Raw genomic sequence first — 15,334 nt, forward strand, 5'->3', positions numbered from 1 at the left:
CTTACGGGGGGTTATTGAGATGGATGCGGGTCATTCTTCGTGTCGATCAAGGTTTGGCATTGATGGTGGTTTGGTGCCGGTTGAGGTTTTGGCATCGATTGCGATGCCAAGGTGCCTAGTTGTTATCGAGTCGTGGCCTAATCGCGGACTCTGATCAACCCCTCCTGTGCCACCGAAAGCAACAGCCGCCCCGACTGGTCATACATCGAGCCTTGGGCGAGACCTCGCGAGTGCTGGGTGGTGGGGCTCACCATGTCGTAGAGGAACCAGTCGTCGGCTCGGCCTGCACGGTGGAACCACATGGCATGGTCGAGGCTGGCGGCAAAGATCCTTCGGTCCATCCAAGACAGCTGGTGGGGTAGTAACGTGCTGTCGAGTAGCGTCATATCGGATGCATAGGCAAAGAGACAGGCGTGGAGCAGCGGTGTGTCTGGCAATTCACCGTCGGCGCGCAACCAGATACGCTGCTTGGGTTCGCGTGGCTCTGGCTGTTTGGCCATGGTTGGTGGTAAGACGTAGCGGATATCAAACGGTCGTGGACGTTCAAACCAGTCACCCATCAACTCAGCCCACGGAGCCATCGTCTCTGTAAAGTCGGGAAGGCTCAGTGGGTCTGGCACTTCAGGGGCGGTCGTCTGGTGCTCAAGTCCCTCCTCGACGATCTGGAAGGATGCCGAGAGGTTGAAGATCGGTTTGCCGTGTTGAATCGCTAGTACCCTGCGAGTCGAGAAGCTTCTTCCATCTCGAATTCGCTCAACCTCGTAGAGCAGTGGGATGCTTGGATCGCCGGGGCGGATGAAGTAGGCATGGAGGCTATGCACGACTCGATCTTCGGAGACGGTTCGGCCTGCTGCAACGAGCGCTTGGCCGGCCACCTGGCCACCAAAAACCCGCTGTCGATCCTCTCGCGGGCTCTGGCCGCGGAAGATGTTGACCTCAATGGCCTCGAGGTCGAGAAGGTCAATTAGGTCATCAAGAGCCTTGGACACGGTTTCTCCATTTCTCTGGCCGCAGTAGTTAACGAGTCCGCCGATAACGTTGCTGGGGAACGACTAGGCTACTGCCGTGCAGTCGCTTTATCGCACAGTCTATGGTTGGTTGGTGGCACGAGTCGGCGCTACGGCAATCAAATATGCACTTGCTTCGGTGATATCGGTGGCTGTTACAGAAGTGGTTCTCTTCCTGGTGTTCGGGGCTTTTCGCCTCTTTTCTGCCGAAGTCTCCAATATCGTAGCCACAGCGGTCGCGGCGATACCTTCGTACTATCTGAACCGCAACTGGGCCTGGGGCAAGTCTGGCAAGTCACACTTTTGGCGTGAGGTCGCCCCGTTCTGGGTACTGGCTTTCCTCGGTCTTGGACTCTCGGCGTGGACGGTTGGGCTCGCCCAGGGGTTTGCTCAATCGCATGGTTTCTCTCACCTGCTCGATGCACTATTCGTCAACGTCGCCTCGTTGGCGGCCTTTGGGATCGTCTGGGTGGGTAAGTTTTTCATCTTCAACATCTGGATGTTTGGTAATCAGAATCCGCAGGGAGTTGATGCGTCATGAGTCGCTACGAGCCAGTCGATGCGCTCGCTATCAAAGAAGCACGGAGCCTCCAGGCTCGCTTGACCAAGCCCGAAGGTTCCCTCGGTCGCCTCGAGGACCTCGGTGCTCAGCTGGCCGGGATCTATCGTGTCTGTCCACCGCCGGTACCGCAGGACCCACTGGTGGTCGTGGCCGCGGGGGATCATGGTGTGATCGTCGAAGGTGTGACGCCTTGGCCCCAGGAGGTCACGGCGCAGATGTTGGAGAATTTTCTTGCTGGCGGAGCTGCGATCAACGTGCTCGCCAACGAAGTTGGAGCTCGGGTTATGGTCGTCGATTGTGGGGTGCGCGCCCAATTTGAGTCCTCGCCGATGTTACATGTGGTCAAGCGTGCGCAGATGACCGGGAATATCCATCGCGAGGCAGCAATGCCAGAGTCGATGGCGATCGAACTGATCGATGAGGGTGCGCGTTTTGCTTTGCTCCAAGCCTCTCGAGGGGTCGACTTGCTACTGACCGGCGATATGGGAATCGCCAACACCACACCGTCGGCTGCTCTCATCTCGGCAGTGACCGGCGTGAGCGCTACGGAGGTAACTGGGCGGGGGACAGGAATCGATGACCATACCCTTGCGAAGAAGACAGCGGTCGTTGCCCAAGTGGTCGATTCCTTCGATGGGGATCGCGCGGTGCCCTCGCAGCTTCTCGCGCGGATGGGCGGGTTCGAGCATGCGTTCCTGACGGGGTTGATCTTGGGCGCCGCCGAGGCAGGCATACCGGTGATTCTCGACGGGGTGATCGCCGTCGCGGCGGCCCTGTTGGCCTCGCTTGAAGACCCGGTCGTCAAGCAATACCTTATCGCGGGGCACCGCTCGGTCGAACCTGGTGCCTCGGTTGGTCTTGCTCACCTCGGATTGACGCCATTGATCGACCTTGGTCTGCGCCTCGGTGAAGGGACGGGCGCGGTTCTGTCGGTGCCGATGGTGCGTGCCGCGGCTCGTGTTCTTGCTGAGATGGCGACCTTCGACTCGGCGGGGGTTGCTAGTAAAGACTGATGGTCTCTGATCTAGCCTCGTGTCAGTAACGGCTTCATGGGGGTAAGGTGGCGACACTCCAGGCTAACGGTCGCTATGTGGTCGACGTTGTTCAGGTTGGGCAATTCCAACTAGGGCAGATGGCAGGTATGGTGATGCGGTCGTTGTGCTGGTGATCAGCTACTGAGTGAGCCACCCTGAGCGCTCACGAGCTGAGGCGATGCAAGTGGGGATGCCGGATCCATTGATGTAGGATCCAGTCACGACGATGTCTCCGTGGAATTGGTCGTTGAGGCAGGCGTCAAGCTTTGCAATCAGTAGCCGATGGTAGGGACGAAAGTGTGGAAACGCACGCGGCCAGCGGACAACCCGGTGCCATGTAGGTTGAAAATTCCAATCGAGAATGCGTTGGCTCTCGATCATGAGTGTGGACTCGAGTTCATCGTCATTGATTCGTAGGTGTCGTCGATCGTACAACGAACCGGTCGATATCCGCAACAGCGATGCATCGTTTGGCAAGGTGGTTGGCCACTTGTTCGAGGCAATGGACACAGCGGTTGTCATCAGTCCAAGGTTTCTGGCCACTAAGACACCGCTGATCTCACGTAGTCGGTCAGGAATCGGCCCGTCGGTCAGGACAATCGACATCGAAACCGATGCGTAGTGGATCGACTTGAGCAGCTCGATATCCTCACCAAGGATGGGGTCAAGCATCGCGGCTGCCTGAAACGCTGGCACTGCGATCAAGACACGGTCTGCCGCGTAGGACTCAGTAGTGGTCGTCACGATCACGTTCGAGGGTCGAGTGCGCTCAACTGTCTGCACCGGTGAGGAGGTGACGAAGTGACATCCTCGCGACTCGAGCTCCTGGCGGAGCTTGGTCACCAGCGTACTCAGTCCAGTGCTCGGCGCAGCAAAGATCGGTCCTTGCGGTTGCGTCGGTTGAGCGGTGGTCGGTGTTGTGGGTGCGATGATCGATGGGGCGCTTGTCGATGCGCTTAAGCCGTAGATCGTGTTGGCATTGATCCCGCCGACCAATGGCTCGATGTTGGTGTCTGACCATCGACGCCCGTAACGACGGGTAACGATCGTGCCAAGGTCATCACCCTCGCCGGTCGTGCCGTGGCTCGGTCCTCGCATGCCGATAGCGGCGCGAAGGCGGGATCCAAATGGAACGAGATGGTTCTGTAATGCCTGTGACAGTGATTTTGGGGCTCCAAGGTTGAGGCCGTTGGGTATGGGCTGCGCTCCCATCTCGGTGTAGAGGAGTGCCTTCCCAGCGGCCGGTACTACCTCATCGAGTTCGAGGTGGCCGATGAGTTCGTTGGCGGCTGGGTTCCGACGAAGGTACGAGTCAGGCCCGAGCTCAACTTGGATGCCGTCGACCACCCGGGTTTGCAGCTTCCCACCTAGCTGCTCTTCCTGCTCGATGAGGGTGACCTCGTGCCCGAGTCGAGTGAGCTCCCAGGCAGCAGCCAGTCCGCTAATGCCGCCGCCGAGGACGAGTACGTTCACTGGAGAGGTCTCCGTCGAAGTTGTGCGCCTTGTTCGTGTACAAAGTCTACGACGGCGGCAATCGTAGCTGGATCCGTCTCCGGAAGAACCCCGTGACCTAGGTTGAAAATGTAACCCTTAGCCAGTGCTGATGCACCAAGTATGCTCTTGGTGGCTGCGAGAACCTGATCGGTTGGAGCCAACAGAATCGATGGGTCGAGATTGCCCTGGAGGGCGACCGTATGCCCGAGGCGAGTTGCAACAGCATCGAGGTCCACTCTCCAATCGAGCCCGAGCCCAGCAAAGCCGAGCTGAGCAAGATCATCGAGCAGCCCGGCTGTCTCGACGCCGAAGTAAATGACCGGAACCCCCAGAGCGCTCGTTTCGGCTGCGAGTCGTTGCAGATGGGGCTGCAAAGCGTTGCGATACATCCATGGGCTGAGCGTTCCGATCCAGGAATCGAAGATCTGGACAACGCTTGCGCCGTGGTCGATCTGAGCCTTCAAGGTTGTGATCGCGATATCGACGAGCCTAGACGCAAGCTCAGCGAAGACCTTGGGCTCCTCGAGGATGAGCCGCTTCATCGTTGTGTGCGAACGTGATGGGCGCCCTTCCACGAGGTAGCTTGCGATGGTAAATGGTCCGCCGCAGAATCCGATCAATGGGACGGTCAGCTCGTCTGTGCAAAGATCGATGGCATCTGTCATGGCCAACAGATCCGTTGCTGGGTCGATCGGTCTCAGTCGCATAATGTCGTCAAGGGCACGGAACGGTCGTTCAATGACTGGACCGACCCCGGCGACGATGTCAATGCCAATGTCGAGGTTGGCGAGGGGAGCCATGATGTCGGAGTACAGGATGGCTGCGTCCACCCCGTAGCGGTGGACGGGTTGTAGCGTTATTTCGGCAGCGAGTTCGGGTTGTTGGAGCACCCTGAGGATTGAGTCGACGCCGCGAACGGCTCGATACTCCGGTAGCGACCGACCTGCTTGACGCATGAACCACACGGGTACCCGGTCAGTTGCCTCGCGGCGGAGTGCCTTCAGGAGAATAGAGGGACTGGTATTTGGCAGTGGTGTCGGTGTCATACAGTGCTTTCAGAGTCTACCGGCGCTCGTTCGACCTCGTCGTCGGTATGGCCTGGCCCATTGGCGGTGTTGCGCGGGAAGCGCCCATCTGGAACCGGTTAGAGTGGATGGTCGAGATGCACGCTTTGCGTGGGTGTTTGAGCAAAGTGAGCGGGTGTACGTTGATAGTAAGGGGCGCATGGTTGCGGGCCGGCTTCGAGGTGGCGGTGTCTGATGGCCGTTGATCGTGGGGATCGCGAGGAGACGAGTCGTTCGGGTATCTTCTCTGATGAATATGCCTATGTTGAACGGGCGTATGCAACGTTGGAGGCCTTGCGAGCTCGTATTGAGTCCTCAATGCAACAGGCGCTCGAACTACCCCGTGGGGGAACGCCACAGGCTCGTCTCGAGCGCGATGTCACCATTGAGACTTCGCTAGCACGACTTGCTCGTCTTGAAGTAGGGGGGCACCCCCTACTGTTTGGTCGAATCGATCAAGGCGATGAGGACCGGTCGACGTACCATATCGGACGTATTTCGCTTTCAGACGATGATGGCGATCCTCTTGTGGTGGATTGGCGCGCGCCGGTGGCGGAGGCCTTCTACCGAGCCACGGCATTGCACCCGATGGGTCTGTTGCGGCGATGGCATCTCGCCATCACCCAGCGGCATCTTGTTGGCTTAGAGCAGGAAGACCTGACTCGAGTCGAGCGCGATAGCCCAGAAGATGATCTTGTTGGTCGGGCGTCGCTCTATGCAGCACTTGAGCGTCCTCGTACGTTGGAGATGGCCAATATCGTCGAGACGATCCAAGCTGACCAGGATGAATTGATTCGTCGCCCACTCAACCGAACCATCGTTATCGAGGGGTCCCCCGGTACTGGCAAGACGGCTGTCGCCTTGCACCGGGCCGCGTACCTGATCTATACGTATCGATGGAGACTCGAACGCCAGGGTGTTCTCGTACTCGGACCCTCAGAATCCTTCGTCCGATACGTTCGCTCTGTCCTCCCCTCTCTTGGCGAGAGTGGTGTCGAAGTTCGCTCGATTGCGGGACTTCGGGAGCCTCACATTCAATCGACTCCTAGTGGAGATATGGCGCTGGCTCGCCTCAAGGGTGACCTCAGGATGGTTCGTGTCTTGCGTCGTAGCGTCAAAGATCGAGAGCGACCACTGCGGTATCCCGTGAAGATTCCATTCGGGTCGCGCATCCTCGTGGCATCGCCGGAGCTCACCCAGCGTGCAGTGGCGGCTGGTGCTGGCGCAAGGGGTCGCCACAACGAACAGAGAAAGGTCGTTGAGGGTTTTCTTGCCAGGGAGCTAGCCGTTGAGTTTCTCCGCAAAGGGCAGCTATCCATGAGCCCCTCTGAGCTGAGCGACAACGTCATCAGTCTGTTTGACGAGGATCTCGACCTGCCGTTGCAACTCCCTGAGGACTCTGAGGAGGACATCATAAACGATGTCATCCTGCAGCTGCGACGGGTCGAAAACTTCCAAAGGGTTGTCGAGCGGATCTGGCCTCGGTTGCGAGCAGAAGAGCTGCTCTTTGATTTATTGAGTCGTGAGCCGCTCTTGCGTTTGGCTGGGGGCTCCATCCTCAGCGAAGCCGAGATTGCTCTGTTGCTGGTCGGCCCCGAGCAGGAGTTTGCGACCATGCAATGGAGCGACGAGGATGTCATATTGCTCGATGAAATCGATGCACTCGTCGGTGCGCACGAGTCGAAGATATTTGGCCACGTTATAGTTGATGAAGCTCAAGACATATCACCAATGGCCGCCAGGGTGATTCGTCGGAGGGCATCTAAGGACTCTCTCACGGTGCTGGGAGACCTCGCCCAGGCGGTCGGCCCCTTTCGAGGGAGGTCGTGGTCGGAGGTGTTAGCCCCGTTTAACGTTGCGAATTTTGAGCTCATCCGGTTGCCCGTCAACTATCGTTCGCCCCAAAAGCTAGCCGAGGTGGCTGGACGGCTTCGGGGCCGTATCCTGGGCAACCAGGCATTTGATGAGATCCCCATCCGTGCATCACTGGGTCAGTTGAGTGCGCAGATTGTGGATCGAGACTATCTTGTGGCACACCTGGAAGACCAGGTGCGGCGATGGCTCCAAGAAGCTGAGGGGACGGTGGCCTTAGTGGTGCCTGATGGCGCACCAGCGCTGTTGGATTTGATTTGCAATTGCAAAGTCGATGTCACTAGAGTGTTCGTAGCTAGTGTGTCCGGGGTCAAAGGGATGGAGTTCGATTCAGTAGCGCTTGTTGGTTTCGACACCGTCGAAGAGGGTGACCTTCTCACCAGATCGGTGTACGTTGCATTGACTCGTGCTACTCGCTCTGTTTCGTTGGTGTTCCTTAACTCAGTCCCTGGATGGGCCGAGTTCATGCTTGCGTAAGCATGACGCGTAAGTTGTAGAGTGAGTCAGAGTTGGTCTGGCGGAGGAGTGTTGGGAGTGATTGGTAAGAATGGCTGAGACTACTGTCACAGCGCCAGTGAAGCGTGAGCCGATTCGCTTTTCGAAGCCGTCCATCCTTGGCTTGGGTACCATCGTCTGGCTCGGCTCTGAGCTTATGTTTTTCAGTGGTTTGTTTGCTGCCTACTTTACGATTCGCGCTCACGACGGGTCGCCGTGGCCACCCGCCGGGACCCATCTCGATACGGTTCAAGCTGGTATTTTCACCGCCATCCTTGTCATGTCGAGCGTGACGATGCAAAAGGCCGTCTTTGAAGCCGAGCATGATCGTCCCCGAAGTGCGATGTGGTGGATCGTGTTGACTTTCGTGATGGGTGGTTCGTTTATCGCCAACCAGGCGGTTGAGTGGTCGACGCTAAAGTTTGGACCTCAGACCAACGCCTATGGATCGCTCTTTTACGTGATGTCTGGTGTTCATGGATTGCACGTGATCCTTGGTCTTGTGGCCATGTTGTTCCTGTTGTTGCGCCTTAAGGGTATCAAAGGTGGCTCCCGTCATTTGCCTGGACTCCAGGCGCTCTCTTACTACTGGCACTTTGTCGATATCGTCTGGGTTGCGTTGTACGCCTGCCTGTTCTTGGTGCATTAGTCGCGTGGTTTATTTGGTGATGAGAGGTTCATATCGTGAAGATGGGTAAAAAACACGAAGGTAAGGGGCGTTCCCAGCTCACTTGGTTGGTCGGTTCGGTAGCCTCAGGCGCTGCGGTTCTCGCGCTTGCTACGATCGCTTTGTATCCACATCAGAGCCATACTCAGGCGTTGGTCAGCGCCAAGGTCGCCCCGGCATCGAAGAAGGCAGCCAAGCCGTCGGCGCATGCCTCTTCCTCTGGTCAGCCCATCGTCTATAAGAACCCTCCGCGAGGTCTGATCCCGCAGGGTCGCCAACTTTTTGCTGAAGATTGTCAGACCTGTCACGGGCCGGATGCAGAGGGATCGGTGCGTGCTCCAGATCTGCAGGGTTTAGGAGCTGGAACGGTTGATTTTTGGGTGGCAACGGGTCGAATGCCCCTTGCTGATCCGACTGAGCAGGCCGCGGTCAAGCCGCCGAGGCTCTCGCACGAGCAGCAGTTGGCGGTCTCGGCGTATGTGGCATCACTCGCTCCTGGTGGCGTGGCAATTCCCTCGCCTAATTTGGGTTTGGCAAACCTGTCAAAGGGTGAGTCTCTTTTTGCGGAGAACTGTGCTGCCTGCCATACGATTACTGGTGCTGGCGATGAGTTGTCCAACAACATCTATGCGCCATCGTTGTGGGCGGCGACGCCGACAGAGGTGGCCGAGGCGATTCGTAGTGGACCAGGGGACATGCCTCGGTTTGGTCCCGGGACCTTCTCAAACCAAGAGGTTGACGATATCGTTCGTTATGTCACCTACATCCAGCATCCCGAAGATCGCGGTGGGCTGGCTCTTGGTGGCGTTGGACCGGTGGCCGAGGGTTTCGTCGCTATTTTGATCGGGTTGGGTTCGCTGATGGTAGCAGGATACTGGATTGGAGGAAGGGCTCATGAGTGAGGCCCAGCTCTTTGAAGGGGAGAGCCAGGAGGAGATCCATCGCCCATTGATGGAAAAGGTCGTGGCGATTTGCTTCATTCTCTCGGTCATTGGAACGATTGGCCTGGGGGTAACGTACTGGCTTGGTGGCCAACCACAACTCGAGGGAGGTTTTCTCTTCCTGGCGCTTGGTGGCATCGGCGTTGGTATCGTCTCGTGGGGTAAATATCTTGTCCCACAGGGTCCCTACGTGCAAGAGCGGCACGAGATGAAGAGCGCTCCCGAAGACATCGATGCCATGCATGCGTCGCTGTCGCGAGGTCTTGGTCAGGTCGGGCGCCGCAAGTTTCTGTTGCGTCTGCTTGGCGGGGCGGTAGGAGTCTTTGGCATCATTAACCTGTTCCCGTTTCTCCGGTCGCTCGGTCCCGTTCCCGGGAAGTCGCTTTTTGTCACGAATTGGAAGCATGGGTCGGAATTGGTTACCGCAGACGGACGCGTCGTGCTTGCCAGTGATCTCGAGGTCGGTGGGGTTATGACCGTATTCCCTAAAGGTTTCGAGGGCGAGCCCACGAACGCTATCGATCAGGTGATTCTGGTGCGGGCTGCGGACTATAACTTGGTCACGCGTCCCGGTCGGGAGACTTGGGGTCCGCAGGGGTACTTGGCCTTCTCCAAGGTGTGCACCCATGCTGGATGTCCGGTGGGGTTGTACGAAGAGCTAACGCAACAGCTGCTCTGCCCGTGTCACCAGAGTCTCTTTGACGTACTGACCGGTGCCACGAACGTTTTTGGTCCGGCGCCGCGGCCGTTGCCACAGTTACCTCTCTATATCGATTCCGACGGTGTCCTGCGGTCACAGTCCGGATTTAATGAGCCTGTTGGCCCTGGGTTTTGGGAGCGTGGAGCGTGAGCACGTTAGAAGAGAGAGCGGTAGGCGCAGCGGATTTCGCCGATGAGCGGCTTGGGGTTGCCAAGTTTGCCCGTAACTCGTTCAACAAGATCTTCCCTGATCACTGGTCGTTTATGTTGGGTGAGATTGCGCTGTACTCCTTTGTGATTCTCATCTTTACCGGTGTGTTCTTGACGTTGTTCTATGTGCCTTCTCAGCACATGATCGTGTACCACGGGTCGTATGCACCGCTCAGAGGACAGAAGATGTCTGAGGCATATGCATCGACGTTGAACATTTCGTTTAACGTGCGAGCGGGTCTGGTGATGCGCCAGATTCACCACTGGGCTGCTGATGTGTTCATCGCGGCGATCGTGGTCCACTTGCTGCGGATCTTCTTTACCGGCGCCTACCGTAAGCCACGCGAGCTCAACTGGATCATCGGTAGCTCGTTGTTGATACTCGCGATTGTGAACGGCTTTATCGGATACTCGCTTCCTGATGATCTGGTCTCAGGTACCGGTATCAGGATCGCATTCTCGATCATCCTCTCGATTCCGGTCATCGGCAGCTATCTTGCGTTCTTCGTGTTCGGGTCGAATTTCCCGGGTACGGATATCATCCCGCGATTCTTCATCATCCATGTGCTCATTTTGCCAGCCATCATCGCAGCGCTGATCGGCGCGCACTTGGCTATCATGTGGCACCAGAAGCACACCCAGTATCCAGGGAAGGGCCGTACCAACAGAAATGTTGTGGGCATTCCGTTCTGGCCTGCGTACGCCTTGCAGGCCGGAGGGTTCTTCTTCATCACCTCGGCGGTGATCGCGGCGCTCGGTGGCTTCGTGCAGATCAATCCGATCTGGCTATATGGCCCTTATATCCCATACAAGGTTTCGTACGCGGTACAACCAGACTGGTACATGGGTTGGCTTGATGGTGCTCTTCGACTGATGCCGAGTTGGGAGGCGGTGTTTGGTCCCACGTACGGCGGGCACATGATTCCAAACGTCTTCTTCCCGGCGGTACTGCTTCCTGGGATCACCTTTGGCTTGATCTTTGCCTGGCCATGGATCGAGAAGCGGTTTAGTAAGGACAACCAAGAGCACAACATCTGTGATCGTCCTCGTGAGCACCCGGTGCGCACGTCGGTTGGCGTGGGGATCTTGATGTTCTATATCGTTCTGTTTCTTGCCAGTGCTACTGACGTATTGGCCAACACCTTTGAGACCTCGCTCAACTTGATGCTTTGGACCTTGCGGATCATGTTGTTCGTCTTGCCCTTAGTTGCTGGTACCGTCACTTATTTGTTGCTCCGAGAGTTGTCGGAACTGCCATCAATTGGGGAGCCGAAAACTCCGGTTGAGATTCGGCGCGGAATTGATGGTTCCTTTGTTTTTGGCGAGTTGGCACTGCATGAAGTCGATGAGGAGATCCTGGAGTTGCCCGAAGAGGTGGCCTATCGCTCTTTGGTTGGAGGCAACGGAAACGGGCATGCTCCGCACGCGTCTGAGGATGGTGAGGAGCGCTCCAGCGAGGTCGGCGATGAGCATGGAGTGTTCGAGGTGCCGAGGGATTGAGGTTGCACATGGTTAGGTCGTTCAAGAAAGGGAGCCTCGAATTGAGCTGGGCGCACAAAGCTAGGCGTTTGTTCGGCCCGGTGGCTGGCATTGGCGCCGCTGGTTTGGTATTGTCCGCGTGCAACATACCGTCATTTGGCGCCTTCAAGGGCAATACGGTTCAGGGTAACAGTACCTACCATCTTTGGCAGGGATTTTTTGTAGCATCTATTTTCGTTGGTGGCATCACCTTTATCCTGCTTGCGCTTGCGATCATCAGGTTTCGTCGCAAGGGTGAGTCGATTATCCCAAAGCAGGTCCACGGCAATACTAAGCTTGAGGTGTTCTATACGGTGGTGCCGGTTGTGATCGTGGCGATCTTATTCTTCTTTACGGTGCGAGTTGAGAACAAGGTTGACACTGTCGCACGCAATCCCAATCTTCGGGTTGACGTCACAGGGTTCCAGTGGGGTTGGAAGTTTTACTATCCGAAGTATGGCGTTACCACCATCACGAAGGGTGTCGATCTGTACCCGACGTTGGAGCTCCCAGTGGGGGAGACGGCAACATTCCGGTTGGTATCCAACGATGTGGTGCATGGGTTCTATATGCCGGAGTTTGACTTCTCGCGTTATGCGCTCCCAGGGGTCACGAACTATTTCGATTTTACGCCTCAACATACTGCGAACTTCATTGGGCGTTGCTCACAGTTCTGTGGGCTGTATCACGCGGACATGCTGTTCTATGTGCATGTCGTATCGCCGAGTCAGTTCCAGTCGTGGATCCATGCGCATCAGGGTTCGTGAGGCTCTGGATGGGTATGGGCGGGAATAGCCAGATTATTGTTAGTGAAGATAAAAGGGATATGGTGAAAGCATGACAACGCTTCAGGAGCCAATGGTCCACACCGCCGAGGTCGTCCAACATGAACGTAAGGCCCCCGGTGGCTTTTACAAGTGGATAACGTCGGTTGATCACAAGGTCATCGGCAAGAACTATATGTATACGGCGTTGACCTTTATGTTCATCGCCGGTGCCATGGCGCTGTTGATTCGTACGCAGCTTTTTAATCCAAACGGCCATGTTGTCTCGTTGCAGACCTATAACGAGCTGTTTACCATCCATGGTTCCATGATGTTGTACCTGTTCGCCGGCCCGTTTGCGTTTGGTGGCTTTGCCAACTTTATCGTCCCGTTGCAGATCGGAGCTCCGGACATGGCCTTCCCGCGGCTCAACAACCTTTCGTACTGGTTGTTCCTCACTGGTGGAGTGACGATGTTGTTAGGTTTCTTCACCGCGTCTGGTGCCGCAGCGTTCGGTTGGGTTGCATACGCTCCCTTGTCTACCGCTCCGTATTCGCCTGGACCGGGTCCGGACCTCTGGATTGTCTCCATTGCCTTGGTGGGCTTCTCTGGCATCTTTACCGCTGTCAATCTTGTGACCACTATTTTCTACCTGCGGGCTCCCGGGATGACCATGTTTCGGATGCCTCTCTTCACATGGAGCATGTTGGTTACCGGTATCTTGATTCTGATTGCGTTCCCGGTGCTCACGGCTGCGTTGGTGTTGTTATACGCTGACAGGCATTTCGGTGCTCACTTCTTTAGTGTCGCTGGAGGTGGTGTCCCAGTGATGTGGCAAAACCTCTTCTGGTTCTTCGGCCATCCGGAGGTCTATATCCTGGCTCTCCCGTTCTTCGGCATTGTGAGTGAACTCATCCCGGTGTTTTCTAAGAAGCCGATCTTCGGTTACAAGGGAATGGTGTTTGCCACGCTTGCGATTGCTGGTCTTTCTACTGGCGTATGGGCGCACCATATGTTCACGACGGGCACGGTATTGCTCCCGTTCTTCTCGGCGCTTTCGTTGTTGATCGCGGTGCCTACGGGAATCAAGGTGTTTACCTGGATCGCTACCATGTGGGGTGGCCAGATCAAGTTCAATACATCGATGTTGTTTGCGGTTGGATTTATCTTTGCCTTCGTCATGGGTGGTATCACAGGTGTCATGTTGGCCTCACCGCCCATCGACTTCTATACCCATGACACCTACTTCGTCGTGGCGCACTTCCATCAAGTGTTGATCGGTACTACGGTGTTTGCTGGTTTCGCGGGGATTTACTACTGGTATCCTAAGCTCACCGGTCGGTTTATGCATGAAGGACTTGGGAAATGGAATTTCTGGGTCACCTTCATCGGGTTCTGGATTACGTTTATGCCGCAGTATCTCCTGGGTCTACGGGGCATGCCTCGCCGCATCGCGATATATTCACCGACGGACGGTTTTACGTTCCTTAACAGGATGTCGACGGTCGGAGCTTACATGATGGGAATCGGTATGTTCCTGTTCCTGTTGAACTTCATCGTTTCATGGCGTCGGCCGCGTCCGGCGGGTGATAACCCGTGGGATGGGTTCACTCTGGAGTGGGCCACGTCGTCGCCACCTCCATCACATAACTTCCATTCGTTGCCGCCGGTACGATCGGCCAGACCAACTTGGGATATGAATCACCCTGAACATGCTGATGCTGTTCCTGTGGTGACAGGAGGTGATGAAAGTGCGGAATGAGTCCAGGGTTTATCTTGGTATTGGTAGTTTCTTCATTGTCACGCTACTCATCTACTTTTTTACGAGTCATGAGTCGACGGGTTCCGTCCTTCTGCTCGCGAGTGGTGGCCTTGGTTTAATGCCGGGCTTGTACCTTGGTTGGTGGTCTAGAAGGATGCAGCAACGTCCCGAAGACATACCGGAGATAGAGCCAAGGGACATCACCGGCGTGGTTGGTCAGTTTCCTGAGAACACCATCTTCCCGTTTACCCTGGGTATCGGTGTGTGGTTTGTGGGCCTGGCCTTTGTGTTTGGGTTGTGGTTTGCGATCATCGGGATGGGATTTGTCTTCGGGGCTGCTATCGGTGCAACGGGTGAGTCTAAGCGAGCGTCATTTTCTGAACGAGAGAACGTCGGCTAGGCTTTTCCCAGCGCGACCTTGATCGGTCCGCTGGGCTGAAGCGTACCCCAGGTCGGGTAGCCGATCTTCCAGTGGTGTCGATCGTTGCGGTGACGTCGCGGATTCGGTGGGTGGCTGTTGGATGCGGCGTACGAGCTGAGATAACCGGTGTAGTAGTTGTATAGAGTCATTTCCGGGGGCTGTGCCTATAATGATTCCCCGGTTGGGCCTGTAGGGGGTCGGCCTGCAGGTTCGTCTTGGGTGGGCAACGGGTTACGTGATTGCTTTGCGTAATGAGACTGAGTGCTCTCGTCCGGTTGCGGCGTGGCCGGGTGCAACAGGGATAGTTTGTTTTCGTTGATTGTAGCTTGTGCGTCGGTCATGTGGGTTGTTGACGATCTAGGTTTGCCGGGAGGTCGGCGGTTCTGAGTTGATCTCGGGTGGTGGGCTCGCCCTGCGTTGAGCAGCTGGTTGGGAGGTGAACTCAGCGTCGTCGGCATAGGCGTTGGGGTGGTAGGGCTGGTGGGGTTAGTGAGCTCCGGATAGATAGCCGTTGTGGTGGGAACCTACTCCCATAGAGGCACCAAAGAATGAGGTTATGCTCTGGTAGGTTCGTCAGGGTTCTTGGTGCCATTTGAGGATTCATGGTTGCTACTCGGATGAGGAAAACTTGCAGTTCCTTGGGATGACTGAGGCCGTGCGGTGGCTCGGTCAAGAATTTCCACCAAGGTACCGCAGTTGTCTGCACTGGTAGTGCGAGGTTTGGTTGGGGAGCGTCGCCAGCCCAGACTTGCCGTCGTTATGCGGTCAATCATGCTCGTGACGGAGTGCGAGCCGGATCGGTCCCTTTGATGCGAGCTGATGTA

At 56.5% G+C, this 15,334-nt stretch carries 13 protein-coding genes; 10 read left to right on the forward strand and 3 right to left on the reverse strand.

Features of this window, described 5'->3' with window-relative positions; all coding sequences use genetic code 11:
- Positions 1 to 137: 137 nt before the first annotated feature.
- The gene (gene tesB / locus MP439_03440; protein MCI2975114.1) at positions 138 to 989 is read right to left on the reverse strand and encodes an acyl-CoA thioesterase II; all 852 of its coding nucleotides are present in this window, start codon (positions 987 to 989) and stop codon (positions 138 to 140) included.
- Between the two features lie 112 nt (positions 990 to 1,101).
- On the opposite strand from tesB, the gene MP439_03445 reads away from it, so the two are divergent.
- Together MP439_03445 and cobT are read left to right on the forward strand one after the other, a co-directional pair.
- Positions 1,102 to 1,548, forward strand: a complete 447-nt coding sequence (locus MP439_03445; protein MCI2975115.1) for a GtrA family protein — start codon at positions 1,102 to 1,104, stop codon at positions 1,546 to 1,548.
- A complete protein-coding gene (gene cobT / locus MP439_03450; protein MCI2975116.1) occupies positions 1,545 to 2,582 on the forward strand; it encodes a nicotinate-nucleotide--dimethylbenzimidazole phosphoribosyltransferase in 1,038 nt (345 codons plus the stop codon). The genes MP439_03445 and cobT overlap by 4 nt, the downstream gene beginning before the upstream one ends.
- 159 nt (positions 2,583 to 2,741) lie before the next feature.
- Here cobT and MP439_03455 read toward each other — a convergent pair whose 3' ends face one another.
- A complete protein-coding gene (locus MP439_03455; protein MCI2975117.1) occupies positions 2,742 to 4,076 on the reverse strand; it encodes an FAD-dependent oxidoreductase in 1,335 nt (444 codons plus the stop codon).
- Entirely contained in the window at positions 4,073 to 5,053 is a 981-nt protein-coding gene (gene hemE / locus MP439_03460) for a uroporphyrinogen decarboxylase (protein ID MCI2975118.1), read from the reverse strand. The genes MP439_03455 and hemE overlap by 4 nt, the downstream gene beginning before the upstream one ends.
- A gap of 303 nt (positions 5,054 to 5,356) precedes the next feature.
- Here hemE and MP439_03465 point away from each other — a divergent pair, with 303 nt between their 5' ends.
- The 8 genes from MP439_03465 (at position 5,357) to MP439_03500 (ending at position 14,489) form a co-directional block, all read left to right on the forward strand.
- Positions 5,357 to 7,510 (forward strand): AAA family ATPase, encoded by a 2,154-nt coding sequence (locus MP439_03465; GenBank protein ID MCI2975119.1) that lies wholly within the window; start codon positions 5,357 to 5,359, stop codon positions 7,508 to 7,510.
- Positions 7,511 to 7,580: 70 nt separating this feature from the next.
- Positions 7,581 to 8,177 carry a cytochrome c oxidase subunit 3 gene (locus MP439_03470; GenBank protein MCI2975120.1) on the forward strand — a complete coding sequence of 199 codons (597 nt, stop codon included), beginning with the start codon at positions 7,581 to 7,583 and terminating at the stop codon, positions 8,175 to 8,177.
- Positions 8,178 to 8,218: 41 nt separating this feature from the next.
- Positions 8,219 to 9,097, forward strand: a complete 879-nt coding sequence (locus tag MP439_03475; GenBank protein MCI2975121.1) for a c-type cytochrome — start codon at positions 8,219 to 8,221, stop codon at positions 9,095 to 9,097.
- Positions 9,090 to 9,986, forward strand: a complete 897-nt coding sequence (locus tag MP439_03480; protein ID MCI2975122.1) for a ubiquinol-cytochrome c reductase iron-sulfur subunit — start codon at positions 9,090 to 9,092, stop codon at positions 9,984 to 9,986. Before MP439_03475 ends, MP439_03480 begins: the two co-directional genes overlap by 8 nt.
- Positions 9,983 to 11,545 carry a ubiquinol-cytochrome c reductase cytochrome b subunit gene (locus tag MP439_03485; protein ID MCI2975123.1) on the forward strand — a complete coding sequence of 521 codons (1,563 nt, stop codon included), beginning with the start codon at positions 9,983 to 9,985 and terminating at the stop codon, positions 11,543 to 11,545. The genes MP439_03480 and MP439_03485 overlap by 4 nt, the downstream gene beginning before the upstream one ends.
- Before the next feature lie 41 nt (positions 11,546 to 11,586).
- Entirely contained in the window at positions 11,587 to 12,330 is a 744-nt protein-coding gene (locus MP439_03490; protein MCI2975124.1) for a cytochrome c oxidase subunit II, read from the forward strand.
- Positions 12,331 to 12,400: 70 nt separating this feature from the next.
- Complete coding sequence (ctaD, locus tag MP439_03495; GenBank protein ID MCI2975125.1) at positions 12,401 to 14,089, forward strand: cytochrome c oxidase subunit I; 1,689 nt, start codon at positions 12,401 to 12,403, stop codon at positions 14,087 to 14,089.
- The gene (locus MP439_03500; GenBank protein MCI2975126.1) at positions 14,073 to 14,489 is read left to right on the forward strand and encodes a cytochrome c oxidase subunit 4; all 417 of its coding nucleotides are present in this window, start codon (positions 14,073 to 14,075) and stop codon (positions 14,487 to 14,489) included. Before ctaD ends, MP439_03500 begins: the two co-directional genes overlap by 17 nt.
- The last annotated feature ends 845 nt before the right edge of the window (positions 14,490 to 15,334 follow it).

Source organism: Ferrimicrobium sp., from assembly GCA_022690815.1.
Classification (GTDB): Bacteria; Actinomycetota; Acidimicrobiia; order Acidimicrobiales; family Acidimicrobiaceae; genus Ferrimicrobium.

Bases quoted from the DNA above. Each gene is read 5' to 3' on its own strand.
- hemE (MCI2975118.1), bottom strand. From the start codon at position 5,053: ATGCGTCAAGCAGGTCGGTCGCTACCGGAGTATCGAGCCGTTCGCGGC.
- cobT (MCI2975116.1), top strand. From the start codon at position 1,545: ATGAGTCGCTACGAGCCAGTCGATGCGCTCGCTATCAAAGAAGCACGG.
- MP439_03470 (MCI2975120.1), top strand. From the start codon at position 7,581: ATGGCTGAGACTACTGTCACAGCGCCAGTGAAGCGTGAGCCGATTCGC.
- MP439_03500 (MCI2975126.1), top strand. From the start codon at position 14,073: ATGAAAGTGCGGAATGAGTCCAGGGTTTATCTTGGTATTGGTAGTTTC.
- MP439_03475 (MCI2975121.1), top strand. From the start codon at position 8,219: ATGGGTAAAAAACACGAAGGTAAGGGGCGTTCCCAGCTCACTTGGTTG.
- MP439_03480 (MCI2975122.1), top strand. From the start codon at position 9,090: ATGAGTGAGGCCCAGCTCTTTGAAGGGGAGAGCCAGGAGGAGATCCAT.
- ctaD (MCI2975125.1), top strand. From the start codon at position 12,401: ATGACAACGCTTCAGGAGCCAATGGTCCACACCGCCGAGGTCGTCCAA.
- MP439_03465 (MCI2975119.1), top strand. From the start codon at position 5,357: ATGGCCGTTGATCGTGGGGATCGCGAGGAGACGAGTCGTTCGGGTATC.